This is a genomic window from Streptomyces sp. NPDC053542 (assembly GCF_044544685.1).
Taxonomy (GTDB): Bacteria; Actinomycetota; Actinomycetes; order Streptomycetales; family Streptomycetaceae; genus Streptomyces.
The window spans coordinates 150,641-171,907 of the sequence record NZ_JBITXL010000008.1 but is presented as its reverse complement, the minus strand read 5'-3'; the positions used below and the strand labels follow the sequence as shown (position 1 = coordinate 171,907).

Annotated in this window: 21 protein-coding genes and 1 riboswitch; of the genes, 10 read left to right on the top strand and 11 right to left on the bottom strand. The window is 72.3% G+C overall.

Annotated elements, in window-relative coordinates:
- Positions 1-165: 165 nt before the first annotated feature.
- Together ACIGXO_RS23475 and thrC are read right to left on the bottom strand one after the other, a co-directional pair.
- A complete protein-coding gene (locus tag ACIGXO_RS23475) occupies positions 166-444 on the bottom strand; it encodes a MoaD/ThiS family protein (RefSeq protein WP_399790097.1) in 279 nt (92 codons plus the stop codon).
- 74 nt (positions 445-518) lie between these two features.
- The gene (gene thrC / locus ACIGXO_RS23470; RefSeq protein ID WP_399790094.1) at positions 519-1,808 is read right to left on the bottom strand and encodes a threonine synthase; all 1,290 of its coding nucleotides are present in this window, start codon (positions 1,806-1,808) and stop codon (positions 519-521) included.
- 17 nt (positions 1,809-1,825) lie between these two features.
- A riboswitch (SAM riboswitch) is annotated at positions 1,826-1,984 on the bottom strand.
- Positions 1,985-2,134: 150 nt separating this feature from the next.
- Here thrC and ACIGXO_RS23465 point away from each other — a divergent pair.
- Together ACIGXO_RS23465 and ACIGXO_RS23460 are read left to right on the top strand one after the other, a co-directional pair.
- Entirely contained in the window at positions 2,135-3,100 is a 966-nt protein-coding gene (locus ACIGXO_RS23465; RefSeq protein ID WP_399790091.1) for a glucosyl-3-phosphoglycerate synthase, read from the top strand.
- 52 nt (positions 3,101-3,152) lie between these two features.
- Positions 3,153-4,634, top strand: a complete 1,482-nt coding sequence (locus tag ACIGXO_RS23460) for a trehalose-6-phosphate synthase (protein ID WP_399790088.1) — start codon at positions 3,153-3,155, stop codon at positions 4,632-4,634.
- A 138-nt stretch (positions 4,635-4,772) separates the two neighbouring features.
- Here ACIGXO_RS23460 and otsB read toward each other — a convergent pair whose 3' ends face one another.
- From otsB to ACIGXO_RS23445, 3 genes are all read right to left on the bottom strand, one after another.
- Positions 4,773-5,663: a trehalose-phosphatase gene (otsB, locus tag ACIGXO_RS23455; protein WP_399790085.1), complete on the bottom strand. Its 891-nt coding sequence runs from the start codon at positions 5,661-5,663 to the stop codon at positions 4,773-4,775.
- A 60-nt stretch (positions 5,664-5,723) separates the two neighbouring features.
- Complete coding sequence (locus ACIGXO_RS23450) at positions 5,724-5,969, bottom strand: DUF3263 domain-containing protein (protein WP_363260599.1); 246 nt, start codon at positions 5,967-5,969, stop codon at positions 5,724-5,726.
- A 77-nt stretch (positions 5,970-6,046) separates the two neighbouring features.
- Complete coding sequence (locus ACIGXO_RS23445) at positions 6,047-7,324, bottom strand: extracellular solute-binding protein (RefSeq protein WP_399790083.1); 1,278 nt, start codon at positions 7,322-7,324, stop codon at positions 6,047-6,049.
- Positions 7,325-7,684: 360 nt separating this feature from the next.
- On the opposite strand from ACIGXO_RS23445, the gene ACIGXO_RS23440 reads away from it, so the two are divergent.
- The 3 genes from ACIGXO_RS23440 (at position 7,685) to pfkB (ending at position 10,922) form a co-directional block, all read left to right on the top strand.
- On the top strand, positions 7,685-8,650 hold the full coding sequence (locus ACIGXO_RS23440; RefSeq protein ID WP_399790080.1) for an ROK family protein: 966 nt from the start codon (positions 7,685-7,687) through the stop codon (positions 8,648-8,650).
- Positions 8,650-9,807 (top strand): N-acetylglucosamine-6-phosphate deacetylase, encoded by a 1,158-nt coding sequence (gene nagA, locus ACIGXO_RS23435; protein ID WP_399790077.1) that lies wholly within the window; start codon positions 8,650-8,652, stop codon positions 9,805-9,807. Before ACIGXO_RS23440 ends, nagA begins: the two co-directional genes overlap by 1 nt.
- A 185-nt stretch (positions 9,808-9,992) precedes the next feature.
- A complete protein-coding gene (gene pfkB / locus ACIGXO_RS23430; protein WP_399790074.1) occupies positions 9,993-10,922 on the top strand; it encodes a 1-phosphofructokinase in 930 nt (309 codons plus the stop codon).
- Positions 10,923-11,025: 103 nt separating this feature from the next.
- Here the strand turns inward: pfkB and ACIGXO_RS23425 are convergent, their stop codons facing one another.
- Together ACIGXO_RS23425 and cdgB are read right to left on the bottom strand one after the other, a co-directional pair.
- Complete coding sequence (locus tag ACIGXO_RS23425; RefSeq protein WP_399790072.1) at positions 11,026-11,952, bottom strand: carbohydrate-binding protein; 927 nt, start codon at positions 11,950-11,952, stop codon at positions 11,026-11,028.
- Positions 11,953-12,313: 361 nt separating this feature from the next.
- On the bottom strand, positions 12,314-13,978 hold the full coding sequence (gene cdgB, locus ACIGXO_RS23420) for a diguanylate cyclase CdgB (protein ID WP_399790069.1): 1,665 nt from the start codon (positions 13,976-13,978) through the stop codon (positions 12,314-12,316).
- 447 nt (positions 13,979-14,425) lie between these two features.
- Between cdgB and ACIGXO_RS23415 the strand changes: the two genes are divergently transcribed.
- Entirely contained in the window at positions 14,426-14,977 is a 552-nt protein-coding gene (locus tag ACIGXO_RS23415) for a flavin reductase family protein (RefSeq protein ID WP_399790615.1), read from the top strand.
- Positions 14,978-15,061: 84 nt separating this feature from the next.
- On the opposite strand, the gene arfB is transcribed toward ACIGXO_RS23415, so the two are convergent.
- The gene (gene arfB / locus ACIGXO_RS23410; RefSeq protein ID WP_399790065.1) at positions 15,062-15,499 is read right to left on the bottom strand and encodes an alternative ribosome rescue aminoacyl-tRNA hydrolase ArfB; all 438 of its coding nucleotides are present in this window, start codon (positions 15,497-15,499) and stop codon (positions 15,062-15,064) included.
- Between the two features lie 248 nt (positions 15,500-15,747).
- On the opposite strand from arfB, the gene ACIGXO_RS23405 reads away from it, so the two are divergent.
- A complete protein-coding gene (locus ACIGXO_RS23405; RefSeq protein ID WP_399790062.1) occupies positions 15,748-16,323 on the top strand; it encodes a TerD family protein in 576 nt (191 codons plus the stop codon).
- Positions 16,324-16,540: 217 nt separating this feature from the next.
- Positions 16,541-17,116 (top strand): GNAT family N-acetyltransferase, encoded by a 576-nt coding sequence (locus ACIGXO_RS23400; RefSeq protein WP_399790059.1) that lies wholly within the window; start codon positions 16,541-16,543, stop codon positions 17,114-17,116.
- Positions 17,117-17,174: 58 nt separating this feature from the next.
- Here the strand turns inward: ACIGXO_RS23400 and ACIGXO_RS23395 are convergent, their stop codons facing one another.
- Positions 17,175-17,456: a helix-turn-helix transcriptional regulator gene (locus ACIGXO_RS23395; RefSeq protein ID WP_363260610.1), complete on the bottom strand. Its 282-nt coding sequence runs from the start codon at positions 17,454-17,456 to the stop codon at positions 17,175-17,177.
- A gap of 154 nt (positions 17,457-17,610) precedes the next feature.
- On the opposite strand from ACIGXO_RS23395, the gene map reads away from it, so the two are divergent.
- Both map and ACIGXO_RS23385 read left to right on the top strand, forming a co-directional pair.
- Positions 17,611-18,378, top strand: coding sequence for a type I methionyl aminopeptidase (map, locus tag ACIGXO_RS23390; protein ID WP_399790055.1), 768 nt, complete (start codon positions 17,611-17,613; stop codon positions 18,376-18,378).
- A gap of 196 nt (positions 18,379-18,574) precedes the next feature.
- Positions 18,575-19,072, top strand: a complete 498-nt coding sequence (locus ACIGXO_RS23385; RefSeq protein WP_399790051.1) for a hypothetical protein — start codon at positions 18,575-18,577, stop codon at positions 19,070-19,072.
- A 21-nt stretch (positions 19,073-19,093) separates the two neighbouring features.
- On the opposite strand, the gene ACIGXO_RS23380 is transcribed toward ACIGXO_RS23385, so the two are convergent.
- Both ACIGXO_RS23380 and ACIGXO_RS23375 read right to left on the bottom strand, forming a co-directional pair.
- A complete protein-coding gene (locus ACIGXO_RS23380; RefSeq protein WP_399790612.1) occupies positions 19,094-19,738 on the bottom strand; it encodes a pentapeptide repeat-containing protein in 645 nt (214 codons plus the stop codon).
- A gap of 311 nt (positions 19,739-20,049) precedes the next feature.
- Positions 20,050-21,153, bottom strand: a complete 1,104-nt coding sequence (locus ACIGXO_RS23375) for an aminopeptidase P family protein (RefSeq protein ID WP_399790609.1) — start codon at positions 21,151-21,153, stop codon at positions 20,050-20,052.
- Positions 21,154-21,267: the final 114 nt, after the last annotated feature.

Below are 21,267 nucleotides of genomic sequence, written 5' to 3'. Positions count from 1 at the left end.
AAGAGGATTCACCTCAACTGTATCGCCTTTAACGACATGGAATCGCCCCGTCCGCTTTTGCTGCGGACGGGGCGATTCCAGGAGGCGTATGCAGTCACCCACGAGGCGGTGCACAGGGGGCGCACACAGGGCGCACGCAGGGGCGTGCGCGAAAGGCGGCGGGCTTCAGCAGCCGCCGGCCACCGCGGGGATGATCGAGACGCCGGCGCCGTCCGGCGTCGGGGTCTCCAGGCCCTGCTCGAAGCGCACGTCGTCGTCGTTGACGTAGACGTTCACGAAGCGGCGCAGCTTGCCCTGGTCGTCCAGGACGCGGGCCGCGATGCCGTTGTGGTTCTTCTCCAGGTCCGCGATGACCTCGGAGAGGTTCGCGCCCTCTGCGGAGACCTCGGCCTGGCCGCCGGTGTAGGTGCGCAGGATGGTGGGGATGCGGACGTTGACGCTCATGGGGATCTTCTACCTTTCAGGGACCGGGGAACAGCGCGTGCGGGCGCTTAGAGGCTGTGTCATGACACAGGCTCTTACTTGTCGAGGCCGGCCTCGCGGAACGCGTCCAGGCTCGGACGGATGGTCGCGGTCGGCCCGGTGGTCGGCGCGACAGCGTCCAGCGTCTTCAGGCCGTCACCGGTGTTGAGGACGACCAGGGACTTCGCCGGGTCGATCTGGCCGTTCTCGATGAGCTTCTTGGTGACGCCGACGGTCACGCCGCCCGCGGTCTCCGCGAAGATGCCCTCCGTGCGGGCCAGCAGCTTGATCGCGTCCACGACCTGCTCGTCGTTGACGTCCTCGACGGCACCGCCGGTGCGGCGGGCGATGTCGAGCACGTACGGGCCGTCCGCCGGGTTGCCGATGGCCAGCGACTTGGCGATGGTGTTCGGCTTCTGCGGGCGTACGACGTCGTGGCCGGCCTTGAAGGCGGTGGACACCGGCGAGCAGCCCTCGGCCTGGGCGCCGAAGATCTTGTACGGCTTGTCCTCGACCAGGCCGAGCGCGATGAGCTCCTTGAGCCCCTTGTCGATCTTCGTGAGCTGCGAGCCCGAGGCGATCGGGATGACCAGCTGGTCCGGCAGCTCCCAGCCGAGCTGCTCGCAGATCTCGTACGCGAGCGTCTTGGAACCCTCGCCGTAGTACGGGCGGAGGTTGACGTTCACGAAGCCCCAGCCCTCGCCCAGCGGGTCGCCGATGAGCTCGGAGCAGAAGCGGTTGACGTCGTCGTAGTTGCCCTCGATGCCGACCAGGTCGCCACCGTAGACCGCGGCCATGACGACCTTGCCGGCCTCCAGGTCGTGCGGGATGAACACGCAGGAGCGGAAGCCCGCCCGGCGCGCCGCGGCGCCGACCGCGCCGGCCAGGTTGCCGGTCGAGGAGCAGGACAGGGTGGTGAAGCCGAAGGCGCGCGCCGCCTCGACGGCGATGGCCACGACGCGGTCCTTGAAGGAGTGCGTCGGGTTCCCGGAGTCGTCCTTGACGTACAGGCCGCCGGTGACGCCGAGCTCGGCGGCGAGGCGGTCGGCCTGGACCAGCTTGGTGAAGCCCGGGTTCAGGTTGGGCTTGTCGGCCACGTCGGCGGGGACGGGCAGCAGCGGCGCGTACCGCCAGATGTTGTTCGGACCGGCCTCGATCTGCTTCTTCAGGCCCTCGGGGTCGCCGCTCGGCAGGTCGTAGGCCACTTCGAGCGGCCCGAAACATTCCTGGCACGCGAAGATCGGGCCGAGCGGGAAGCGCGTACCGCACTCGCGACAGGACAGCGCGGCGGCGGGGCCGAGAGAGACGGCAGAGGTGGTGGTGCTTTCGGAAGCTTGCACAGCCATGGAGGCGAGGCCCTTTCTCCTCATCTTCCTCACGACGCATCTCGCCGTGAGACGGATTTGGCACCTTCCCTAGCCGGGAGCCTCGCGCGGCGGACATCAGCGTCCTGGCGGCAAGACCGGCTGGAGGGTTGCCGGGGCTTCAACGGGCCGTATCCCTCTGCCCCTCTGGATGAGCGGTATGGCCTGCGTACGAAACACAGGCGTTTGTTCAGCGGTGACCCCGGCATGCGGTGGTCATCCGCGTTGTTCAAGACTGTAACCGAAGGCATGGACGGTTGAGATAGTCGTCCGATGCGCGAGATGGATCACTTTAAGGAGACGGACAGGTGCTGGAAGAGGTGGAGCGCTGGCTGACCGGCCGCTCCTGGTCAGCCGCCGACCGACCGCTCGACCAGCTGTTGGCCGCGAAGAACCGCACCGGGCAGACGGTCAGCGTAGTGCTGCCCGCGCTCGACGAGGAGGCCACGGTCGGCACGATCGTGGAGATCATCCGGCGCGATCTGATGTCCGCCGCGGTGCCGCTGGTCGATGAGCTGATCGTGGTGGACTCCGGCTCCGCCGACCGCACCGCCGAGGTCGCGGCCGCCGCGGGCGCCCGCGTCGTGCACCGCGACGCGGTCCTGCCCCGGCTGGCGACGGTGCCCGGCAAGGGCGAGGTGCTGTGGCGCTCGCTGCTGGCCACCAGCGGCGACATCGTCTGCTTCGTCGACGCCGACCTGCGCGAGTTCTCCGCCGACTTCGTGTCCGGCATCGTCGGGCCGCTGCTGACCGAGCCGCAGGTGCAGTTCGTGAAGGCGATGTACGACCGGCCGCTGGGCGAGGGCGCCGGCGGCCCGAAGGCCGGCCAGGGAGGACGGGTCACCGAGCTGGTGGCCCGCCCGCTGCTCAATCTGCACTGGCCGCAGCTGGCCGGCTTCGTCCAGCCGCTGGGCGGCGAGTACGCGGCCCGCCGTTCGCTGCTCGAACAGCTGCCCTTCCCCGTCGGGTACGGCGTCGAGCTGGGCCTGCTGGTCGACGCGCTGCACACGGTCGGCCTGGACGCGCTGGCGCAGGTGGACGTGGGCGTGCGCAGGCACCGGCACCAGGACGGGCAGGCGCTCGGCCGGATGGCCGCGGCGATCTACCGCACCGCCCAGCTGCGGCTGGCCCGCGGCCACCTCGTACGGCCCCGGCTGACCCAGTTCGACCGCGGGGAGCAGGGCGGGTTCGTACCGCGGACGACCGACGTGGACACCGAGGAGCGGCCGCCGATGCGGGACATACCGGAGTACGCGGAGCGGCGCGCGGCATGAGGGCCGGGCGGCCGCACGTTTGAGCGGATCTATGGCGGGTTAGGTCATCGGCATGGTCTCCTCCAGCTCAGGTGCCCAGGTTCTTGTCGCGTCCAACCGCGGTCCGGTCTCCTACGCCTTGGGCGAGGACGGCACGCTGACCTCCCGGCGGGGCGGCGGCGGTCTGGTCTCAGGTCTCTCCGCCATCGGCCCGGACGCCGGGGCCGTGTGGGTGTGCGCCGCGCTCGGCGACGGCGACCGCGAGGCGGCCCGGCGGGCCGCCGCCGGCGACGGGCTGCTGGACCCCGGCGACACCGGTGGACAGTCCGTCCGGATGCTGGACATCGCGCCCGGGGTCTTCGCCGACGCGTACAACGGCGTCGCCAACTCCGTGCTGTGGTTCGTCCACCACCTGCTCTACCAGACGCCGCTGGAGCCCGCGTTCGACGCGGACTTCCGCGGCCAGTGGGCGTCGTACGAGGCGTACAACGCCGCCTTCGCCGACGCGCTCGCCGAGGCCGCGGCGCCCGGCGCGGCCGTCCTCGTGCAGGACTACCACCTCACGCTGGTCCCGGGGATGCTCCGCGAGCGCCGCCCCGACCTGCGCATCGGCCACTTCTCGCACACCCCGTGGGCGCCGCCGGACTACTTCCGGCTGCTGCCGGACGACGTCGCGGCCGAGGTGCTGCGCGGGATCCTGGGCGGCGACCGGGCGGCGTTCCTGACCCACCGCTGGGCCGAGGCGTTCGCGGAGTGCTGCGCCGCGGTGCTGGGCGCCGAGGTCGCCAGAGACGGCGCGTCGGGCCTGCGCGTCACGTACGAGGGCCGGACCACCCGGCTCGGGGTGCACGGCCTGGGCGCCGACGCGGACTTCCTGCGCGAGCGCTCCCGGCAGCCGGACGTCGACGAGCGGCTGGCGGACCTGCGGGAGCAGATCGGCACCGCGGAGGACGGCACGCCGCGGAAGACGATCGTGCGGGTGGACCGCACGGAGCTGTCGAAGAACATCGTGCGCGGCCTCCAGGCGTACCGGCGGCTGCTGACCGACCGCCCCGAGTGGCGCGGCCGGGTGGTGCACATAGCGTTCGCCTACCCCTCGCGGCAGGACCTGGCGGTGTACCGGCAGTACACCGAGGAGGTCTCGCGGCTGGCCGGGGAGATCAACGACGAGTTCGGCACGGACGGCTGGCTGCCGGTCGTGCTGCACGTGAAGGACGACTTCGCACGTTCCCTGGCCGCCTACCGGCTCGCCGACGTCGCGCTGGTCAACCCCATCCGCGACGGCATGAACCTGGTCGCGAAGGAGGTGCCGGTGGTGTCCGAGGCGGGCTGCGCGCTGGTCCTCTCCCGGGAGGCCGGGGCCTGCGCGGAGCTGGCGGAGGACGCGCTGGTGATCAATCCGTACGACATCGGGGGCACGGCGGAGGCGCTGCACGCAGCGCTGACCATGCCACTCGATGAGCGGGCCGAGCGCGCGAAGCGGTTGGCTGCGGCGGCGACTGCGCTGCCGCCGGCGCAGTGGTTCCTGGAGCAGCTGCGGGCGCTTGGCGGCTGACGCCGCGCGGTTCCGGGCTGCCGGGCCCTGCGGGGCTGTGGCCGGCGGGTTCCGGGCTGCCCCGGGCGGTGTGGCTGCCGGCTGACCCGCCGTTGTTGGCTGGTCGCGCAGTTCCCCGCGCCCCTGCGGGGCGCGCCCTCATGCCTGCGGCGCGCTCGCCTCCGCCAGCGCCGTGAGCAGATCCACCACGCCCGCCGGGCCCGGTACCACCAGGTCCGCGCGGTTCGCCAGTTCCTCGGCGCCCTCGCCGACCGTTGCCGAGCTGCATACCAGGACCCCGGGCAGGCCCTCGGCGCGCAGCGCTTCGACGGCGGCGTAGGCGGCCAGGTCTCCGAGGTCGTCGCCCGCGTAGAGGACCGCGTCGGCGTTCACCTCGCGTACGTACGAGGTGAGCGCGACGCCCTTGTCGACGCCGGGCGGGCGCAGCTCCAGGACGAAGCGGCCCGGCTCGACGATCAGGCCGTGCCGCTCGGCGAGCGCGGCCAGCGGCGCGCGCAGCGCCTCGAAGGTGCCCTGCGGGTCGGCGGTGCGCCGGGTGTGCACGGCGACGGCCCGGCCGCCCTTGGTCTCGATCGCGGCCTCGATCGCGGCCTCGGCCGGCCCGTCCTGCCAGGCTCCGGAGCGCTTCAGCAGGCCCGGCAGCTCGGCGGTCGCCGCGGCGACGCCCGGCGGCGGCGCGGGCGCCTCGATCCGGCCGGTGGCGGCCTCCCAGCGCTCCGCGCCGTAGTGCCCGAGGACGACGAGGCGGTCCAGGCCGTCGACGCCCGCGAAGCCGCCGAGCCGGACGGCCGTCTCCGCCGGACGGCCGGTGATCACTACGACGGCGCGCAGCAGCGGGGCGAGGCGCGTGAGCGCTTGGACCACGCCGGGGTGGGCGCGGGCCTGCTCGGGGTCGGGGACGATGCCGGCGAGGGTGCCGTCGAAATCGAGCGCGACGACGGCGTCGGCCGGCCGGTCGAGAAAGCCGGCCAGGCCCGCACGGCCCGCTTCGGTCATCGGCTGCGCGAGGAGGTTCTCGGGGCTGCCCATGGGGCCGAGCCTATCGGTGGGACGGGGCGTACGGAGGTCGTACGACGATCTTTCGGATCGTCAGCGGCGGGCCCGCCGCGCCTCCCGCACCCGCCGCAGGCGATTCACCGTCACCGGGTCGTGGGCGAGTGCCCGCGGGTCGTCCAGGAGGGCGTTGAGCAGCTGGTAGTAGCGGGTCGGCGAGATGCCGAGCCGCTCCCGTATGGCGCGCTCCTTGGCGCCGGGCCCGGACCAGGAGCGGCGCTCCACGGCGAGCACGGCCTCGTCGCGCGCTGACAGCCGCTCGGACGGCGATTCGGAGACCACCCGTCCACGATAGCCCCGCGGTACGACATCCCTACTGATCACCCGGCCGGACGGCCGCGGGGCCGGTCCGGCGGGCGTCACCGCGTCGCGCTGTCCGCCTCGTCCGCGATGTTCTGGATGTCGGTGAGCACCGTCGCGGGGTCGCCGTTCTTCCCGACCGCGCCGCTCATCTTCGCCTTGATGGTCTTGCTGACCAGCGGCCAGGAGGTCTTGTCGGCGGGGTAGAACTCCGCTTCCGGCAGCTGCTTCAGGAAGCTGTGCAGCTTCTTGTACTTGTCGTCCGCGAGCATCTTCTGGGAGGCGGAGACGGTGACCGGCAGCAGGCCGTAATCGCCGGAGAACCGCAGGACGTTGTCCTGGTTGTAGACGAAGTCGAGGAACTGGCCGATCTCGGCGCGGTGCCCGTGCTGCTTGAAGCCCATCATCCAGTCGGCGACGCCCATGGTGGACTTGGCCGGGCCGGTGATGCCGGGGAGCGCGACGGTGCCGTAGTCGATGCCCTTGGCCTTGGCCTGCTGCATCAGCGTGGGGTGGCCGTTGAGCATGCCGGCCTGGCCGCTCGCGAAGGCGTTGAAGCCGTCCTGCCGGTTGAGCTTCGCGGGGTCGGTGCCGGTCAGCCCCGGGGCGACGAGGTTGTCCTTGACCCACTTGAACGTGCGGATGTTCTGCCGCGAGTCGATCGTGTACTTGCCGATGGAGTCGGTGTAGCCGCCGCCCCCGCTCAGCATCCAGATCATGGTCTCGGCCTGGGTCTCTTCCGGCCCGAGCGGCAGGGCGAAAGGTATCTTCACGCCGGCGGCCTTCAGGAGCTGCGCGTCCTGCCTGATGTCGGACCAGGTCTTGGGCGGGTTCGCGATGCCGGCCTGCGCGAAGAGCTTCTTGTTGTAGAAGAGGCGGCGCGTGCTGGCCCCGAAGGGCATGCCGTACTGGACGCGGTGGTACTCCCCCGCCTCCGCGAGACCGGGCGTGAAGTCCGCCTGGGTGTTGATGGAGAGCAGGTCGTCGGCGCTGTAGAGCTTGCCCTCGGCGGCGTAGTCGGCGTAGGCGCCGATCTGCGCCATGTCGGGGGCGTCGCCGGCCTTGACCCGCTTCTCGACCTCCTTGTCGACGTCCTTCCAGCTGTAGACGTCGACGTCGACCTTGATGTGCGGGTGCTTGGCCTCGAACGCCTCGACCACGTCGTGCCAGTAGTGCTTGCTGGAGTTGGCGGCGCCGTCGCCGTAGTCGGCGGCGACCAGCTTCAGGGTGACGTCGTCCTTGCCGACGGGGCCGCCGGAGCAGGAGGCCAGTGTCAGCGTCATGGCTGTCGCGATACCTGCCGCCGCCAGGCTCTTGTAGCGTCGCTGTACTGCCATTGCTGCCCTGTTCCGCCCTTTGAGTCCAGATGGTGCCGTACGTTCCGGGACGCGCCGCGGCGGCGGGGATCACCCCCCGTCGGGCGCATGAGCTGCGAGTCTGCCCCGCACACCCTCACAAGGTCTACACCAAACAAGGTCTCCGTTTCGCATCAGGAAAACGGAACGCCAGCCTCCTCCGGATCACCTTCCGGCCACCCCGTGCCCGCGCCGCGCCGGCGACCGGCAGACATCGCGCGCACGAACCGCCGCCCAACTCCCCATGTACGGACGTACTCACCAGCCGTCCGCCCTGACGCACCGCCACCGGCACCGCAGTGGACTAGACCTCTCGACCCTCCGCGCGGGAGACTGTTCCGCGTGAGACATGTCATCGCGCTCGATGTGGGCGGTACCGGGATCAAGGCCGCACTCGTCGGTACGGAGGCGCCGTCCGCCGACGGCACGCCCGCCCGGCCCCCCGTCCTGCTGCACGAGGCGCGCCGCCCCACCGGACGCGAGCGCGGCCCCGAGGCGGTGGTCGAAACGATCCTCGACTTCGCCGCCGAGCTGCGCGCCCTCGGTGTGCGGCGGTACGGCGTCCCCGCCGCGGCGGCCGGCGTCGCCGTCCCCGGCATCATCGACGAGGCCACCGGCACCGCCGTGTACGCCGCGAACCTCGGCTGGCGGGACGTCCCGCTGCGCGCCCTGCTCTCGGAGCGGCTCGGCGGCGTCCCCGTGGCGCTCGGCCACGACGTGCGTACCGGCGGGCTCGCCGAGGGCCGGATCGGCGCGGGCAAGGGCGCCGACCGGTTCGTCTTCCTGCCGCTGGGCACCGGCATCGCGGCCGCCATCGGCATCGGCGGCCGGATCGAGGCCGGGGCGCACGGCAGCGCGGGCGAGATCGGGCACATCGTCGTACGTCCCCAGGGCGCCCCGTGCGGCTGCGGCCAGCGCGGCTGCCTGGAGACGCTGGCCTCCGCCGCGGCCGTCGGCCGGGCCTGGGCCGCCGCCTGCGGTGACCCGGACGCCACAGCAGCGGACGCCGCCAAAGCGGTCGAGTCCGGCGACCCACGGGCCGTGGCCGTATGGCAGGAGGCCGTCGACGCGCTCGCGGACGGCCTGGTCACCTGCCTCACACTGCTCGATCCGCGGACCCTGATCATCGGCGGCGGGCTCGCCGAGGCGGGCGACACGCTGTTCACGCCTCTGCGGGAGGCGGTCCGGCGGCGGGTTACCTTCCAGCCGCTCCCCTCGATCGTTCCTGCGGCGCTCGGGGACGCCGCCGGCTGCCTGGGCGCAGGACTGCTGGCCCGGGATCTTCTCTCCACGGAGGTAACTGCCTGATGGCGGACCGAACCATCCTCAGCGGCGCCCGGGTGGCGCTGCCCGCGGGCGTCGTCGACGGCCTCACCCTCACCGTCGACGGGCACCGGCTCGCCGTGGGCCCCGCGGCCGGCGGCACCACCGTCGACCTGTTCGGGCACCTGATCGTCCCCGGCTTCGTGGACCTGCACGTACACGGCGGGGGCGGCGGCTCCTTCTCCTCCGCCGACCCCGAGGAGTGCCTCAAGGTCGCCGACACCCACCGCCGCCACGGCACCACCTCCATGGCCGCCTCCACCGTCACCGGCGACCTGGCCGACCTGGCCCGGCAGGCGGCCGTCCTCTCCGAGCTGGTCGAGCAGGGCGAGCTGGCCGGCATCCACTTCGAGGGCCCGTTCATCTCGGCCCACCGCTGCGGCGCCCACCAGCCCGAACTGCTGCGCGACCCGGACCCGGCAGCCGTACGCAAGCTGGTCGACGCGGCCCGGGGCACGGCGAAGATGATGACGCTCGCGCCGGAACTGCCCGGCGGCCTGGACTCCGTACGCCTGCTGGCCGACTCCGGCGTCATCGCGGCCATCGGCCACACCGACTCCTCGTACGACGCGACGCGCGAGGCCATCGACGCGGGCGCCACGGTCGCCACGCATCTCTTCAACGCCATGCCGGGCCTGAACCACCGCACCCCCGGCCCGATCGCCGCCCTCCTGGAGGACGAGCGGATCACCGTCGAGCTGATCAACGACGGCACCCATCTGCACCCGTCCGTGCTCCAGCTGGCGTTCCGTCACGCGGGCCCGGAGCGCGTCGCGTTCATCACCGACGCGATGGGCGCGGCCGGCATGAGCGACGGCATGTACCCGCTCGGCCCGATGGAGGTCGAGGTCAGGGACGGTGTCGCGCGCATCCACGGCGGCCCCACCGCCGGCTCGATCGCGGGCTCCACGCTCACCCTGGACCTCGCCTTCAAGCGCGCCGTCACGATCGACGGAATCGGCGTCGAAGCGGCCGTACAGGCCCTGTCCGGCAACCCGGCCCGGCTGCTGGGCATCGACGACCGCACCGGCTCCATCGAGCCCGGCAAGGACGCCGACCTGGTCGTACTGGACGCCTCGTACGACCTGGTGGGCGTCATGCGCCGGGGTGAGTGGGTGGTACGGCCGCCGCAGGCGGGGTAATCCCTGGATGCGGACGCGGTCCGGGCGGGCTCCCGCCCGGGCTGGGCCGATTGATCCGGATCCGCGGCCCCGGCGGTCACCGCGCTCTGTGCCAACTGCCGTCGCCGATGGCATGATCGCTCGCGCACTCGTCCGTACCCGGCCGTAGACCACGGCCGTCCGACCACTGCGCGGGAGGGGGAACCATGATCCTCACGGTCACGCTGAACGCCGCACTCGACATCACCTACCGGGTACCGCGGCTCCGCCCGCGCGGCACCAACCGGGTGACCGAGGTGTCCGAACGCCCCGGAGGCAAGGGCCTGAACGTCGCCCGGGTGCTCGCCGCCCTGGGCCATGACACCGTCGCCACCGGATTCGCCGGCGGCGGCACCGGCGACGCGCTGCGCGCCATGCTCGCCCAGGAGACCGGCGTCACCGACGCGCTCCTGCCGATCGGCAGCGCCACCCGGCGCACCGTCGCCGTCGTGGACACCGCCGGCGGCGAGACCACCCAGCTCAACGAGCCGGGCCCGACCGTCTCCCCCGCCGAGTGGGACGCCTTCCTCACCCGGTACCGCGAACTCCTCGACGGCGCCGAGGCGGTGGCCCTGTGCGGCAGCCTGCCGCCCGGCGTGCCCGTCGACGTGTACGCGCGGCTCACCCGTACGGCCCGCGCGGCCGGCGTCCCCGTCCTCCTCGACACCAGCGGCGAGCCGCTGCGCCGCGGCCTCGCGGCGCGGCCCGACCTCGCCAAGCCCAACGCCGCCGAGCTGGCGTCGCTGACCGGGCACAACGAGCCGCTGCGTGCGGCGCGGGACGCGCGCCGCCGGGGCGCGCACACGGTCGCGGCCTCGCTGGGCGCGGACGGCATGCTCGCGGTGACCGCGGACGGCTCCTGGCAGGCCGCGCCGCCGCAGCGGATCGCGGGCAATCCCACGGGAGCGGGCGACTCGGCGGTGGCCGGACTGCTGTCCGGCCTGGTGGAGGGCCTCTCCTGGCCGGACCGGCTGACCCGCGCGGTGGCCCTGTCGGCGGCGACGGTACGGGCGGAGGCGGCGGGCGAGTACGACCGCGCCACGTACGAGGACCTGCTTGAGCAGGTCAAGGTCACGGAGGGCCCGGCGGCCGCGTGAGCGGCCGTCAGGGGCGCGGGGAACTGCGCGACCAGCCACGACGGCGGGTCGGCCGACGACGGCCTACCGGGGCAGGGCCCATGTCGGCTCACCCGCCACGCGGCTACGGCTTGGTGACCTGCCCCTGCTTCAGCCACACCTGATCAAGATTGAAGTCGCACTGGTTCCCCTGCTCGCAGGAGATCTTGATCGTGTTGGTGCCCTTGGTGAGGTTGATCCAGGCGAAGGTCCGGGTCCAGCCCTTGTCCCACTGGCCTTCCCCGGCCCCGGCGAAGTTCTTCATGTTGAGCTTGGAGTCGCGGGCCTTGCCGTTGATCGACAGGGTCGCGTCGGCGTCCTTGCCCGGCACGCCGTACCCGACGAAGACGGTGTACTGACCGTCCTTGGGCGCGTCCAGCTGCCACGTCGCGGCGGCGCCCGGCGTGTTCATGCCGGTCACGTACAGGCCGCCGGCCGAGCGCGCTCCCGGAATGGTCTTGTCGGTGGTCGCCGTGCCGTCCAGCCGCAGGCTGCCCGCGTCGGCCTTGGGCAGGTCGGGCTCGGCCGGCTTGTCGGACGGCTTCTTGCTCGGCTCCGCGCTCGCACCGGCGGACGCCCCGGCGCCACCGGCCTCGGCGGGCTTGTCGTCGTCGCTGTTGGAGATCATCGCGACGCCGATGCCGACGCAGACCACGGCGACCACGGCGATGGCACCGATGAGCAGGCCGTTGCGGTTCCGGCGCGGGCCCTGGTCGCCGGCGCCGTGCGCCGCCGGGGCGGCCGGGCGCGGGCCGCCGTTCGGCAGCGTCTCGGGCGCCGCGTAGTGCGCGTTCTGCCGGCCGTACGCCTGCTGCTGTGCCTGCTGGCCGTACTGGCGCTCGCCGACCGCGCGCACCTGGTTGTACGACCTCCTGGGAACGCCCGGCTGCCGCACCGCCGCGCCGTCGCCCGCCGATCCCTGCGCGCCTGCCTCGCCGCCCTCCGAGCGGTAGAGGTAGCCGAACGGATCGTCGTTCTCCGGCGTGTCCGTGCCGTTACTACCGGCCGTCATTCCGCGTCACTCCCCAGCGGTCTTGCAAACTGATGTCTACGTGCAGTGATGTCCACACGCACCGTTGTCTACGTGCTTGTGAGGCCCCCTGGCGGCCAGCGCCGCATCGGCGCAGCCTACCCGGTACGGACCCGCGTACGCCGGTTCCGTACGGCCACAAGATCACTACAGGACGGTGAACGGCGGGCGCCCGGCGGGGTCGTCGGCGGTCAGCACGGTGCGGGCGTGCCTTTGGCGGGCCGGAGGTGTCTTCGGACACATGGTGGACACATGGCTTGCGGAGGGGCGCTGGGCGGCGCGAAGGCGCCCCGTCCTCCGGGCGCCCGCCGCTCCGGGGCGGCGGGCCCGCAGCCCACTCGTCTCAGCTCACTCGCCGGTTCGCCTTCGAGCGGGACCGCTTCTCGACGTACATCCGCTGGTCAGCGGATTGCAGGACCTCCTCGGCAGACATTCCGCAGCCCGCCCAGCCGATGCCGAAGCTGGCGCCGACGCGCACGGCCCGGCCGTCCACCCGGATCGGCGGGATGATCGCGTTCCGCAGCCGTACGGCCAGGTCCTCCGCGTCCGCCTTGCCCAGCCCGTCCGCCAGCACGACGAACTCGTCGCCGCCGAGGCGGGCGACCGTGTCCCCGTCCCGTACGCCGTTGGTCAGCCGCCGGGCCACCTCGATGAGTACCGCGTCGCCCGTGTGGTGGCCGAACCGGTCGTTGATCGACTTGAAGCCGTCCAGGTCGCAGAAGAGCACGGCCAGCCCCTTGGCCCCGTCGTCCTCGGGCCCGTCCGACGGCGCGACCGCGTGCACATGACTGTCGTACGCGGGGCCCGTGCGGGCCAGGTGGAAGCCCTCGAACGCCTCGGTGCCGCCGTCCGGCAGGAAGCCGTGCCCGTCGTCCTCCGCGGCGGCCGCCGAGGCGAACGCGTCCGCCTCGTCCGTGCCGGGCGGCCGCGAGCAGAGCCGGGCGCTGAGCCGGGTCCGCAGCTCGGCGCTGTTCGGCAGGCCGGTCAGCGCGTCGTGGCTGGCGCGGTGCGCGAGCTGCAGCTCGTGCCGCTTGCGCTCCTCGATGTCCTCGACGTGCGTGAGCAGGAAGCGCGGGCCGTCGGCGGTGTCGGCGACGACGCTGTTGCGCAGGCTCACCCAGACGTACGAGCCGTCCCGGCGGGCCAGCCGCAGCTCCGCGCGGCCGCCCTCGGCCGAGGTCCGCAGCAGCGTCCCGATGTCCTCCGGATGCACCAGGTCGGAGAAGGCGTAGCGGCGCATCACGGACGCCGGCCGCCCCAGCAGCCGGCAGAGCGCGTCGTTCGTCCGCAGCAGCCGGCCGTGCTGGTCGCCGCCCATCTCGGCGATGGCCATGCCGCTCGGCGCGTACTCGAATGCCTGCCGGAAGCTTTCCTCGCTCGCCCGCAGCGCCTGCTGCTCGCGCTCCAGACGGACCAGCGCACGCTGCATGTTTGCCCGAAGCCGGGCATTACTGATCGCAATCGCTGCCTGGAAAGCGAACATCTGCAACGCCTCGCGCCCCCAGGCGCCCGGACGCCGGCCGTTGCGCGGCCGGTCGACGGAGATCACGCCGAGCAGGTCGCCGCCCCCGGAGGAGGCCGCGTACATGGGCGCGAAGAGCCGGTCCATCGGATGCCACTCGTCCGGGAAGCGCGGCGCGGGCCCGGAGGTGTGCCACTGCGGGACGTCGTCGTCGTCCAGCACCCAGCCCTGGGTGTACGGGATGAAGCACAGGGCGCCCCAGCGCTCCCCCATGGCCAGCCGGCGCTCCCAGGACTCCCGGGAGCCGACGCGGCCGGACAGCAGCGCCTCGGCGCCCGCGCTCCCGGCCACCGCGGCCACCACGAGGTCACCGTCGGGCCGTACGAGATTGACCGCGGCGAGCTCGTAGCCCAGCCCGCTGACCGCTCCGTCGGCGACGGCCTGCAGGGTGTCCGCAAGGCTGCGTGCGGTGTTCAGGTCGGCGACCACTTGGTGCAGCTGCCGCAGGGTCGCAAGACGGACGTATGGCTCCGACTCGGTCTCCATCGCTCGCTCTCCCTGAGACCTCGACAGCAACTCCAGGCTTCTTGTCGTCCTCTAGTCGTCCGATTGCCACGGCCACTGAATCACAGTGAGCTGTACACCCGGTACACAGGGTCAACAATTACCCCTCGCTGTGACTCAAGTCACAGAACACGCCGTGAAGTTACCGAGACCGCATCAGGCCCCTTCCGGCGCCTCGTCGGCCCCTCTTCGGAATCACCTCGTGTGTGTTCGTAAACTTCCTGAACGCAAATTCCGTCCTCTCGTGCGCATCGGCTCCGTCGGGGGTCCTAGGACGCGGCTGGTCCCAGGGCCCGATGCGGGCGGCGCGCGGTCCCGTTTAGCGTTCATGACGTGTTCACGAACAACCCTGCCGCCGACTTCACGAGCAACCCTGCCGCCGACGTCACCGACCCGCACACCGACCGGGAGACCAGCCCTGCTCCGGAGATGATCCCGCATGCTGGTGGGGTGAGTGCCGACGAGTTCCGTGCCGCCCTGTCCCGGCTCGCTGCCGGGGTCGTACTGATCACCGCCCTCGACCCGGAGGACGATCCGGCCGACGAGGACCTCGCGGACGGCCTGCCGGCCGGGGAGGACGCGGGGATGACCGCCACCGCGTTCATGTCCGTCTCGCTCGACCCGCCGCTGGTGATGGTGAGCGTGCGCAACGACTCACGGATGGACGACATCCTGGAGCGGCAGCCCCTGTGGGCCGTCTCGGTCCTGACGGAGAGCCAGCGCAACATCGCCGGCCAGTTCGCCATGAAGGGCCGCCTCAGCGACCGCCTCCTCTTCGCGAGCGTCCCGCACGTACGGGGCGAGCGGACCGGCGCCGCGCTCGTGAAGGGCGCGCTCGCCACGATGGAGTGCCGCACGGAACAGCGCGTCGTGGCCGGCGACCACACCCTCACCATCGGCCGCGTACTGACCGCCCACACCCCGAACATCGAGAGCAATCCGCTGACGTACTTCCGGGGGCGGTACCGGAAGCTGGGGTAGGGGCCGTCGGGGCTGGGGAGGGGCCGACGGGGCTGGGCGGGGCCGGTCTCGGTGCGGGTCCGAGCCTCCGTCAGCGCCTGGCTCTCAGTGCCAGTCGCGGCCCGAGCGGCCGCGCTTTGTATCGCCGCGCTGCTTCTTCTCCCGCAGCCTGCGCTCATTGATGCCGCGCGGGATCCGCGTCTTGCGGCGCGGCTTCGGCGGCGGCGCGGACGCCTCCGCCAGCAGTGACGCCAGCCGGACCGCGGCCGTCTCGCGGTTGCGCCACTGGGAGCGGTGCTCGGACGCCCGTACGGACACCACGCCACCGTCGATCAGCCGCCCGCGCTCCCCCAGCCGCTGGAGCGCGCGCTCCTTCCAGACCTCGGGCAGCGCGTCGGTCGCGCCCAGGTCGAAGCGCAGCTCCACCTGGCTGTCTGAAGTATTGACATGCTGGCCGCCCGGCCCGGAAGACCGTGAGAAGCGCCAGACCAGCTCCGACTCCGGGAGAACGACCGAACCGCGGATGACATAGGGGCCGGACATGCCCCCCATGATCCCGCGTCCGCCCCCGTTCCGTCACCCGCATTTCACCGGCCGCCGGGGATGGCCGGCAGGGCAGTCGGCAGGGCAGTCGGCGGGGCGGCCCTCGGGGACGGCATCAGGACTTGGCAAAGAAAGTAAAGGAAGCTGGAACCTCTTGGTCCCCGGCCGACGTTGTGCAGGGTGACGGTAGCTTCGTCCGCAGTACGGAGCCCGACGATTCGACGAGTCGACAAGGAAAGGGACTTCCCATGGCTGTAAGCCTGTCCAAGGGCGGCAACGTCTCCCTCACCAAGGAGGCCCCGGGCCTGACCGCCGTCACGGTCGGCCTCGGCTGGGACGTCCGCACCACCACGGGCACGGACTTCGACCTCGACGCGAGCGCGATCGCGGTCAACCCGAGCGGCAAGGTCTACTCGGACCAGCACTTCGTGTTCTTCAACAACAAGGCCACGCCGGACCAGTCCATCGTGCACACCGGTGACAACCTCACCGGCCAGGGCGAGGGCGACGACGAGCAGATCAACGTCAACCTCGCCGCGCTGCCCGCCGACGTCGAGAAGATCGTCTTCCCGGTCTCCATCTACGACGCGGAGAACCGCAGCCAGAACTTCGGCCAGGTGCGCAACGCCTTCATCCGCATCATCAACCAGGCCGGCGGCGCCGAGATCGCGCGCTACGACCTCAGCGAGGACGCGGCCACCGAGACCGCGATGGTCTTCGGTGAGCTGTACCGCAACGGCGCGGAGTGGAAGTTCCGCGCGGTCGGCCAGGGCTACGCCTCGGGCCTGGTCGGCATCGCCCAGGACTTCGGCGTCAACGTCTGAGGCTCATCGCCCGTCAACGCCTGACGGAGATGCCCGTCCACGTCTGACGGTCATCGCCGTCCACGTCTGACGGTCATTGCCGTACGGCGTGCCGGGAGGCCCGTCCGGCCCGCGTTCGCGCGGGCGGGCGGGCCTTCGGCGTGCGTTCGCGCGGGCGGGCCTTCGGCGTGCGCGGAACTCCCTCGCGCCCGGCCGCGGGCCTGGCCAGCATGGGCGTATGCAGCTTGTACTGGAACCACTCTCGTCCCTCCTCGCCGCACACGACGGGCACCTGCCGTCACCACTCCTCGACGAGCTGACGGATCTCTATGCGTCCAACGCCGCGTTCTTCGCCCTCAGCGGCGACTTCCCCGACCCGTACGCCATCCGGCGCGACGAGGTCGCGTCGAGCATCAACGGGGAACTGACCCACCCGGCCGCCGAGGTACTCCTCGCCCGCGAGCACGGCGGCGGGCACGGCGGCGAGGACGGCAGTAAGCACGGGAACGAGCACGGCCGGCTGACCGGAGTGGCCGTCACCCTCACCGAGCACCCGGACCCGATCGACCCGTATCCGTGGATCGGCCTGCTGCTGATCCACGGCGCGTACCAACACGCGGGCCGGGGCCGCCGGTTGGCGGCGCAGGTCGAGGCACGGCTGCGCGCGGCCGGCCACGACGGCGTACGCCTGGCCGTCCTCGACGCCAACCCGCAGGCGCTCGTCTTCTGGTCGACGCTCGGCTACCGCGCGATCGACCACCGCACGGACCACGCCATGAACCGCCCGTGCACCGTCCTCCACAAGGCCCTTTAGGCGAGTCGTTCCGGGGGCTGGCAACCGGCGGTTACTCAGGCGGCTTCGAGCGGCAGCGCTAGGCGGCTTCGACCGGCGGCGCCGCGGAGGGCTCGGCCGGCGGCGCGGCGAGTGCCGCCAGTTCGTCGAGGGACACGCCGAGCGTGGCGCCCAACGCGGCGACCGTGAAGAACCCCGCCGTCGGCGCCCGCCCCGTCTCGATCTTGCGCAGCGTCTCCGCCGAGAGCCCCGCGGCCGCCGCGATCTCGACCATGCTGCGTTCGCCGCGCGCCGCCCGCAGCAGCGCGCCCAGCCGCTCGCCGCGCTCGCGTTCCCATGGAGTCAGAGGTGTACGGACCATGCCCGTGATACTAATACCGGTAAAGAAATACCGGTATAAAAATTGGCGACCGGTTGGCGAACCGACTGCCGACCGGCCGACGGCCCGCGTCGTCAGCCGATTCCCGCACCCGCGCCCGCAACCGCAGCCGCAGCCCGCATCACGGAGGTTCCCCATGGTCGAGATCAAGACCGACACCGCACTCGAAGCCATGCGGCCCGCGGGCCGCGTCGTCGCCGACATCCTCACGGCCGTACGCGCGGCAGCCGCGCCCGGCGTGCGGCTGAGCGAACTGGACGAGGTCGCCCGCTCGGTACTGGCCGAGGCCGGCGCCCGCTCCCCCTTCCTCCACTACCGCCCGTCCTTCGCCCCCACCCCCTTCCCCGCCACCATCTGCACCTCCGTCAACGACGCGATCGTGCACGGCATCCCGGGCCCGTACCGGCTGCGCGACGGCGACCTGCTCAGCATCGACTGCGGCGCGACCGTGGACGGCTGGGCCGGCGACGCGGCGATCACCGTCGCCGTCGGCACGCCGCACCCCGAGGACCAGCGCCTCATGGACACCACCCGGCGCGCGCTGGAGGCAGGCATCGCGGCAGCCGTCGTGGGCGCCCGCATCGGCGACATCTCGCACGCCATCGGCAGCGTCGGCCGCGCCGCCGGCTACGGCATCCCGGCGGACTTCGGCGGCCACGGCATCGGCCGCCAGATGCACGAGGACCCGTCGGTACCGAACGAGGGCCGGCCCGGCCGCGGCTTCGTACTCCGGCACGGCCTCGTCCTCGCCATCGAGCCGATGTTCCTGTCCGGCGGCCACGACGCGTACCGCGCGGCGGACGACGGCTGGACCCTGGTCACGACCGACGGCAGCCGCGCCGCCCACTTCGAGCACACCGTCGCCATCACCGACGAGGGCCCCCGCATCCTCACCCAGTCCTGACCCCGCAGGTCTCACCCGACCTTGGTCCCCGTCCGTTCCCCCTCCAGCCCTGCGACCCGCCCATCTCACCCAGCCCCGGCCCCCTGCCCGTCTCACCGAGTCCTGACCCCCGCCCCTGTCCGTCTCACCCGGCCCCGGCCCCGGCCCCCGCCCGCACCCGAGCGAGCACTCCGACCGACGTGCGACCATCACCTACGTGATCGACCTCGGCTACTCGCTCTCCCGGCGCTTCCCTGACCCCCCGCAGACGGACTACCGCACCGCGGACGCCCGCGCGCTGCGCCACGATCTGTTCTGCGGGGACGTCTACCTCGCCGACACCGAGACGGACCGGGAGCTGTCCACGGCCTGGGGCTGGGTGCCGGTCCTGGACTTCGCCTGGGCCCTGTGCGACATCGTCGAGCGGCTCGACCGCGACCCGCACGGCAGCCGCGCCGCCCGCCCACAGCACGCCGAACTGGACTTCACCGAGTCGGCCGACCGGATGCTGTTCGAGCGCCGCTTCGGCTGGGTCGACGTCACCGCCGACTGGGTACCGGCCGACGAGGCCCCGCTCAGCTTCAACCACGCCGCGCTCCGCCGCGAGGCCCGCGACTTCCTGCACGACCTGATCGCCGACCTCACGGACATGCACGACGGGCTGGCCGACAACCCGCTCGTATGGGACCTCCAGGCCCGCTTCCCCCGCGTCTGATCACGTCCCCTCCCCCGCTCCTCACTCCACCAGTACGCCCACCTCGGCCGCGAAGGCCGGGGCCAGGTCCATGAGCTGCGACGGGCTGATCACCGCGCCCGCCAGCCGGTCGACGCCTTGCGCGATGTCCAGGGCCGCCGCGCCCCGCAGATCGACGTCCCGCATCCGCACCTGAGTGAAGTCCGTACGCGCCATCGTGCAGCCGTCGAACGTCACGCGCTCCAGCTCGGCCCCGCCGAAGTCCGCCTCCACCAGCACACAGTCCTCGAACGCGACGTCCCGGAGCTTCGCCTTGCGCAGATTGAGGAAGTCCAGCTTCCCGCCGCGCACCACGACCCGCTCCAGCACCGCCCCGTGCAGTTGCGTCCCGCCCAGCCGCGCGTCCCGCACCTCCACATCCCGCAGCGACACCTGCGAGAGGTCCGTGCCGACCCCGCGCACCCCCTCCAGCACGCTGTCGATGAACCGCGCCCGGCTCAGCACCGTCTCGTCCCACGCGCACCGCCGCACCGCGCAGTCCATGAACCGGGCGCCCCGCGCCGACTGCCCCGCGAAGTCCGCGTCGGCGAACTCCAGTCCGTCGTAATCCCCCTCCGGCTCCCACTCCCCTCCGTCGTACGCCACCAGCTCCGGAAGCCGGACCTCCGGCCGCCGCACGGCCCGCACCGTCCGCCCCGCGTCCCCGCCACGCCCGGCCAACCCGGCCACCCCGACCACCGCCCGTCCTTGCTGTCGCCTCGGTCCCGCCCCGTCCTGATCCATCGTGCACCCCACCACTGACAATGGACGCCGATACCGGCCCTGACCTGCGGAAACCTGACCTGCGAAAACACCGAGGCGACAGCTAGGACGTGTCCGCAAGACGCGCCCTGACTGCCCTGATCGCCCTGACTGCCCTGACTGCCCTGATCGACCTGGTCGCCCTGGTCGCCCTGGTCGCCCTGGTCGCCCTGGTCGCCCTGGTCGCCCTGGTCGCCCTAGCTCACGATCCCCATCTCCCGAGCCGTGTTGTTCAGCCGCCGGCCGCCCGTCTCCGTGCACGTCACGATGTCCTCGATCCGCACCCCGAAGCGTCCCGGCAGATAGATCCCGGGTTCGATCGAGAAGCACATCCCCGGTACGAGGGGCAGGTGTTCGCCCTCGACCATGTACGGCGGCTCGTGCGTCGTCACGCCGATGCCGTGCCCGACCCGGTGGATGAAGTACTCCCCGTACCCCGCCGCCTTGATCACCTTCCGTGCCACCCGGTCGATGTCCTGGCAGGCGGCCCCCGGCCGCACCGCCTCGAACGCCGCCTGCTGGGCCTCCCGCACGATGTCGTGGACCTTGCGCTCCTCGGAGGACGGCTCGCCCACGTGCACGGTCCGCGTGGTGTCGGACCCGTAGCCGTCCAGCAGCCCCCCGAAGTCCAGTACGACCATGTCACCGTTCTCGATGACCCGGTCGCCCGCCTCGTGGTGCGGGTCGGCTCCATTGGGGCCCGAACCCACCACCGTGAAGTCCACCTGGCTGTGCCCGTGTTCGACCAGCAGCCGCGCCAGATCCGCCGCCACGTCGCACTCCCGCCGGCCCCCGAAGGGCACCTTGAGGATGTCCTCGTACGTGGCGTCAGCGGCCGCGCCCGCCGCCGCCAGCCGCTCCACCTCGTACGCGTCCTTGACGGCGCGCAGCATCGGCAGCGCCTCCGTGAGCGAGGCGTACGCGCTGCCCGGCAGGGTCCGCTGCAGCCCCAGGAGGTGCATCGCCCACGCCGAGTCGGAGATGCCGTACCGCCGCTGCGGTTCCAGCAGCTTCGCGAGCACGGCATACGGGTCCTCGCCGTCCCGCCACCCGAGAACCTCCGTCGCGCCGGCGCCCGCGGCGTGCTGCGCGTCCGCCCGCTCCAGTACGGGCACCAGCAGGCGCGGCCTGCTGCCCACGGCGAGCACCAGGGCGGTCAGCCGCTCGGTGATCGCGGTCGGCTGGTAGCCGGTGAGCCACACCAGGTCGGGGCCGGGCGTGACGATCAGCCCGGCCAGCCCGGCATCGGCGGCCGCCCGCCCGGCCCGCTCCATCCGCCGCTCGTAGTCCTCCCGGGTCACCTCGGTAGGTTCCCGGTTCACCGCGGTGCGCCCCGATGTGCTCCCACGGGCCGCCGTCTCCGTACTCGCAGCCGCCCCCGCGCTCGCCGTAGCCGCCGTCGTCCCCTCAGAAGT